The following is a 6409-nucleotide window of genomic DNA, read 5'->3' as shown; positions in this document are numbered from 1 at the left end:
CGTCCGCCACTCGTCGCCAAGGAGCAAGCTCCTCGCGTTACCGTTCGACTTGCATGTGTTAAGCATGCCGCCAGCGTTCAATCTGAGCCAGGATCAAACTCTTCAGTTAAAAAGTTTTGAAGTTTTTAACAAGTTGATCCAAAAGCTTCTCTCTGTTATCTAAATTACAGGTTTTGACTTTTGGTCACTCGTTATGACCGTAATCACATCGAGCTCCCACACAAATTATCTATTTCAGTTTTTAAAGAACATAACCGCCTTCTCGTAAGGCAGCTCACCATTATACATGCTAATCCTATCTGGTCAACAGGAAAAACGATAAATAAATGCTTATAAATCGTCCATTTAGATTGTCTGGATTAAAACCTTGTTGCGAGCCATGACGGCCGGTTTCAAGGGTCAAATCTCCAGACGAAGGCGCGCATTATACGGCGGCCTTTAGACCTGTCAACAACTATTTTGAATATTTTTTTCGCAGCCCCTGGAGTAGGCTGCAGAATATACGCTTTAATCTATAAAAACCCTGCAAAAGCGACGTTTACCAACTTGTAAAATACCCTCAAACCCGGGCTCAAGTAGCAAGGATTTGTCCGTTATTCGCTCGCCATCGATCTTTACCGCGCCTTGCTTGATCATTCTAAAGGCTTCGGAATTGCTGGATGTGAGTCCGGCCTTGGTCAGAGCGGCAGCAACCCCGATAGCGGCTCCATCGCCCGAAAGCCGCTTTTCCGGGATATCTTCAGGCATTGCGCCCTTCTGGAAGCGGGCAATGAAACTTGCCTGTGCCTGATCAGCCGCTGCCTGGTCATGAAAACGTGCCACGATCTCTTTGCCGAGTTCAAACTTGATGTCGCGTGGGTTCTTACCCTCTTCAACCTGCTGTTTAAAAGCAGCAATCTCGCTTACAGGCTTAAAACTGAGTAATTCAAAGTAACGCCACATCAATTCATCGGAAATTGACATGATCTTGCCAAACATGTCGTCGGGCTTTTCATCAATGCCAATGTAATTATCCAGCGACTTGGACATTTTCTTAACGCCGTCCAGACCCTCCAGCAAAGGCATCATCAAAATCGATTGCGCCGGTCTTCCGGCTTGTTGTTGTAATTGACGCCCCATCAGCAGATTAAAGCGCTGGTCAGTACCGCCCAATTCGATGTCGGCTTCGAGTGCTACCGAATCGTAGCCTTGCGCCAGTGGGTATAGAAATTCGTGAATTGCGATGGGTTGATTATTGGCAAAGCGTTTTTTGAAATCGTCGCGTTCCAGCATGCGCGCTACCGTATGGGAAGCGGCGAGTCTTATCATGCCAGCTGCGCCCAGGGCATCCATCCATTCGGAATTAAAGCGCACTTCGGTCTTGTCAGGGTCAAGGATCTTGAAAACTTGCTCTTTATAAGTCTCTGCGTTTTCCAATATCGCATCGCGGCTTAATGGCGGACGCGTGGCGTTTTTGCCACTGGGGTCTCCGATCATTCCGGTGAAATCACCAATCAGGAAAATCACCGTGTGGCCAAGATCCTGAAAATGGCGAAGTTTATTGATTAAAACAGTGTGACCCAGGTGCAGGTCTGGCGCAGTAGGGTCAAACCCGGCTTTTACGCGCAAAGGTTTTCCGAGTTTAAGTCGTTCGATCAAGTCTTCTTCTGGCAAGATCTCATCGACTCCGCGACGAATCAAGTCCATTTGTTGCTGGATCTCGTGGCTAAGGGTTTTAGTATTTTCCGGGTTGTTATCTGACATTATTGTGGCTTTCTTGGGTTATCAGGGGTTAAATTAGTGGCGAGCAACAATTGACCAGAAATTGGCATTTAGGGTAAAGTGTTGATTGTATTCGCAATTGTATAAGCTTACGTGCCCAACAGACTCAGACACGATTATAAGCCACAAAACCCGACTTCGGGTTTAAAGCAGAGAAAGGGAGCTGCTACTCCTGGTTTATTTGCCCGATTCAAACGCCACTTAACGCCCAGCACCGCTATGGCGACTGGTGCGTTGCTGACTATTGTTTCGGTGTTGTTCTGGCCACAAAATAATTCTCCGGCAGTCGAAGGTGATGCGTCCAACAATGATGCTCAAGCACTCACTTTACAACTCGACTTACCTGATATCGATTCCTATGACCTTGCTATCACCTCGCAAACGGAATCAATCAGCACCATGACAATCGAGGTTAATAATGGCGATACATTAGGTGAACTGTTTACCAAGAACAATTTGTCTTATGACAATATGCTGGCGATCTTAAATAACCAGGATGCAAAAAAATATCTAACCCGGCTCAAGCCGGGTGACAAAATAGGTGTTAAGCCATTTGACAACACCGGTCAAATTCAATCCCTGCATTATCAAGTAGATGATGAAAGCACCTTAACCGCAACACGCAAAACTAATGGCGCGTTTTCAACCGAGTTAATAAAAACACCACTGGACGTTCGTGTTGCTTATGCGCATGGCAGTATCAAGGACTCTTTATTTTTGGCTGGCATGCAAGCCGGGATGGAAGATCGATTGATCATGAATTTAGCAGGCATATTCAGATGGGATATCGACTTTGTGCTCGACATTCGCAAGAACGATAATTTCACTGTGATCTACGAAGAGCTCTGGAAAAACGGTGAGAAATTACGTACCGGAAACATTCTTGCCGCCGAGTTCACCAATAACGGCAAGTCTTTTCATGCAATTCGGTTTGAAGACGAGAACGGCGAGAGCAATTTCTATTCACCCGACGGAAAAAGCATGAAAAAAGCTTTTTTGCGCGCACCCATCAAATTCACCCCGCGTGTCACATCAAGCTTTAACCCGAGACGTATGCATCCCGTACACAAACGGGTTAGACCGCATCGAGGTGTGGATTATGGAGGTCCACTCAACACGCCAATAATTGCGGCCGGTGATGGTAAAGTTATTTTTCGTGGGCGCAAGGGCGGTTACGGTAATTGCGTGATCATTCAGCATGGGGGAAACATTACTACGCTGTATGCTCACCTGAATAAATTTAATCGCAAAGTCAGACATGGCTCACGTGTAAAACAGGGTCAAACCATTGGTTACCTGGGTGCGACTGGAACAGTCACAGCAAAACACCTGCATTATGAATACCGCGTCAATGGTGTGCATAGAAACCCGCGCACCGTAAAACTTCCAAACGCCAAGCCCTTGCCGAAAAAACATAAAGCTGACTTCGAACAGGTAAAAAATCCCTTACTAACCCAACTTGATGTAATCAAACGGGCAAATACCTTGCAGGCAAACACTGATAATATTTCAGTCAGCGGTGCAACCGGCGCCTCAGCGGCACAATAAGTATTCCTTACGCACTCGCCAAGCTGTGACAGAGCAAACTCCGCAGTATTTCATTGGCCTGATCTCCGGCACCAGCATGGATGGCATTGATGCCGCATTAATTCAGTGCTCAAACGGTGACCTCAAACTGCTTGAAACCCACAGTGAAGCTTATTCCGATGCATTACAAAAACGTTTAAATACCATCGTGGTGAACGCTTCCGGCATTGCTCTGGATGAACTGGGGCAAGTGGATGTTATGGTAGCGAATTCTTTTGTGGACGCTGCCCGGAATCTTTTAAAAAAAACCGGACTGCAAGCAAGCGATATTGCAGCGATTGGCAGCCATGGTCAAAACATTCGGCACGGAGCCGATGCAACAACCCCTTTCACCCTGCAGATCGGCGACCCGAATACCATAGCCAGTCAAACGGACATTAAAACAGTTGCTGACTTCCGACGTAAAGACATTGCTCTGGGCGGACAAGGCGCACCGCTCGCCCCCGGGTTTCATCAAGCCGTGTTTGCATCTTCTGAGTATGACCGCGCGGTCGTGAACATTGGCGGCATCAGTAATATGACCCTAATGCAAAAAGATGGAAGTGTTAGTGGACACGATTGCGGACCGGGTAACACCTTAATGGACTTGTGGGCACAAAAACATATTCAAATGCCATTTGATCACAGTGGTGCCTGGGCGCAAATGGGACAGGTTGAAGCAACCTTGTTATTGCAATTGATCACAGATGACTATTTTAAATTGGCCCCTCCAAAAAGTACTGGTCGCGAATATTTTAATTTGGACTGGATGCAAGACAGTCTGTGTAATTTTCCAGATCTTGATCCGATGGACGTGCAAGCGACATTATGTGACTTGACCGCTCAATGCATCGCTCGCGATATAAATTCCGCCCTTCAGGAAAAAGATCTGGATATAGATGCGGTGTATGTTTGTGGCGGAGGCGCACACAATAAATTTTTGTTGCAACGACTGGAGTCCATGATTCCTTGCCAGGTGTACTCCACGCAGACTCTGGGCGTGCATCCTGACTGGGTGGAAGCTATGGCGTTTGCCTGGCTGGCAAAACAGACAGTTACACAACAAGCCGGAAACATTCCGGAAGTTACCGGCGCTCGGCGCGCAGCTGTACTGGGCGGCATCTATATTCCTTGACTAACACATAAACTGCCGATCAATTTATTGATCGCATTATTAACAAGTATTGTCGAAATCAGTCCGGAACAGCATTTATAATGATTAAATGAATGATGCAGGCATAACAATTGAATCCAATAACAAACAATTCGATCAGCGATTTTACAATCGCGAACTAAGTCTGCTCAAGTTTAATCATCGTGTTCTGGCCCAGGCTGAAGACCCGCAAGTACCCTTACTTGAGCGTTTGAAATTTCTGTGCATCGTCAGCAGCAACATGGACGAGTTTTTTGAAGTGCGGGTTGGCGGACTCAAGCAAAAACTCAAACTCAACACCAGTAATCTGAATATAGACGGCCGCACTACCCGTGAATTGGCCGAACAAGTTAATGCTGATGCGCATCAGCTTATTCAAAAACAATACGCTGTTTTGAACCAGCAATTGTTGCCCGATCTGCAACAACATGGCATTCGCCTGAAAAAATCGGAAGATCTGGATTCCTTTGAAAAAGACTGGTTGCACGATTATTTTGTCGAACAGGTCTTGCCAATTCTAAGCCCAATTGCCCTGGATCCGGCCAGGCCTTTTCCAATGCTGTTGAACAAGGCCCTGAATTTCATCGTGCGCATTGATGGTAAAGATGCCTACAAACGCAAAACCAATCTCGCGATCATCCCGATACCGCGCAGCCTGCCGCGTGTTATTGGTATACCCAGCGATGACGAGATGGTTTTTGTTACCCTGGCCACAGTAATTCGCTTATTCCGCGACCTGATCTTTCCAGGTATAACCATTGAAAGCTGTCATTCATTCCGGGTTACACGGAACAGTGACTTGTTTTTGGATGACGAAGAAGTGGATGATCTGTTGCGCGCCGTCAAAGGCAAACTGGTCACACGTCATTATGGTGAAGCCGTGCGGCTTGAGACCTCGAGCGATTTCCCGCATGATATACAAACTTATTTACTCGAGTTATTTCACCTGGATGAAAGTGACCTGTTCAAGGTTGATGGCCCGATCAACATGCATCGTCTTATGCACTTGTACGAATTATGTGATCGGCCGGAATTAAAATACCCGGCTTTCAAAGCCTCCATGCCCAACGCCTTGAGCCATCAGGAAGATTATTTTTCGGTCATCGCTGAACGCGACGTATTGGTGCACCACCCTTATCAGTCATTTGCCACAGTGCTGGAATTCATGCGCCAGGCCGCTGTGGATCCAGGTGTGCTCGCCATTAAACAAACTTTGTATCGCACTGAAGTGGATTCACCCGTGATCGATGCGCTGGTTAAAGCCGCACAAAACGGTAAAGAAGTCACGGTAATTGTGGAATTGATGGCGCGCTTTGACGAGGCGCGCAATGTCGAACTGGCCGATCATTTGTACGCGGCCGGGGTACATGTTTTGTATGGAGTGGTCGGCTTCAAAACCCACGCCAAAGCCTGTCTGGTTTTACGACAAGAAGAAGACCAACTCAGACGCTACGCGCATTTAGGCACTGGCAACTATCACCCTGGCACCGCGCGCATGTACACAGACTACGGGATCTTCACCTCGAATGAAAAAATTACCAAAGATTTAAATCAGTTGTTTTTACAACTCTCGAGTCTTGCTCCGGATCCAGACAACGAAATATTACTGCAAGCACCGTTCTTTATGTTTAACGAATTTCTGAAACGCATTAAGAAATGCGAAAAAGCCGCACGCGCAGGAAACCCGTCCAGAATTATTGCCAAAATAAATTCACTCACTGAACCTAATATCATTGAAGCCCTTTACAAAGCTTCTCAGGCTGGAGTAAAGATCCAACTCATTGTTCGCGGCATATGTTGTTTGCGTGCACGGGTTCCAGGCTTATCAGAAAACATTGAAGTGCGTTCGATTGTCGGGCGTTATCTTGAACATACCCGGGTGTATTATTTTGACTACGGCAGCAAGAATGAAGATGGCGACAAGAATCT

Annotated in this window: 4 protein-coding genes and 1 rRNA gene; 3 read left to right on the top strand and 2 right to left on the bottom strand. The window is 46.7% G+C overall.

Annotated features, from left to right (window positions below; genetic code table 11):
* Positions 1-111, bottom strand: a 16S ribosomal RNA gene (locus HKN88_04335); the annotation flags it as partial.
* Positions 112-507: 396 nt separating this feature from the next.
* Entirely contained in the window at positions 508-1743 is a 1236-nt protein-coding gene (locus HKN88_04330) for a tyrosine--tRNA ligase (GenBank protein ID NNC97280.1), read from the bottom strand.
* A 237-nt stretch (positions 1744-1980) separates the two neighbouring features.
* Here HKN88_04330 and HKN88_04325 point away from each other — a divergent pair, with 237 nt between their 5' ends.
* From HKN88_04325 to ppk1, 3 genes are all read left to right on the top strand, one after another.
* On the top strand, positions 1981-3309 hold the full coding sequence (locus HKN88_04325) for a peptidoglycan DD-metalloendopeptidase family protein (GenBank protein ID NNC97279.1): 1329 nt from the start codon (positions 1981-1983) through the stop codon (positions 3307-3309).
* A gap of 25 nt (positions 3310-3334) precedes the next feature.
* A complete protein-coding gene (locus tag HKN88_04320) occupies positions 3335-4462 on the top strand; it encodes an anhydro-N-acetylmuramic acid kinase (protein ID NNC97278.1) in 1128 nt (375 codons plus the stop codon).
* Between the two features lie 88 nt (positions 4463-4550).
* Positions 4551-6409 (top strand): polyphosphate kinase 1 (gene ppk1, locus HKN88_04315; protein ID NNC97277.1); only part of this gene is annotated, 1859 nt, incomplete at its 3' end.

The sequence above is a fragment of the Gammaproteobacteria bacterium genome, assembly GCA_013001575.1.
Classification (GTDB): domain Bacteria; phylum Pseudomonadota; class Gammaproteobacteria; order Steroidobacterales; family JABDMI01; genus JABDMI01.
The sequence above is the reverse complement of the archived record's forward strand: the minus strand, read 5'-3'. Positions and strand labels throughout refer to the sequence as shown.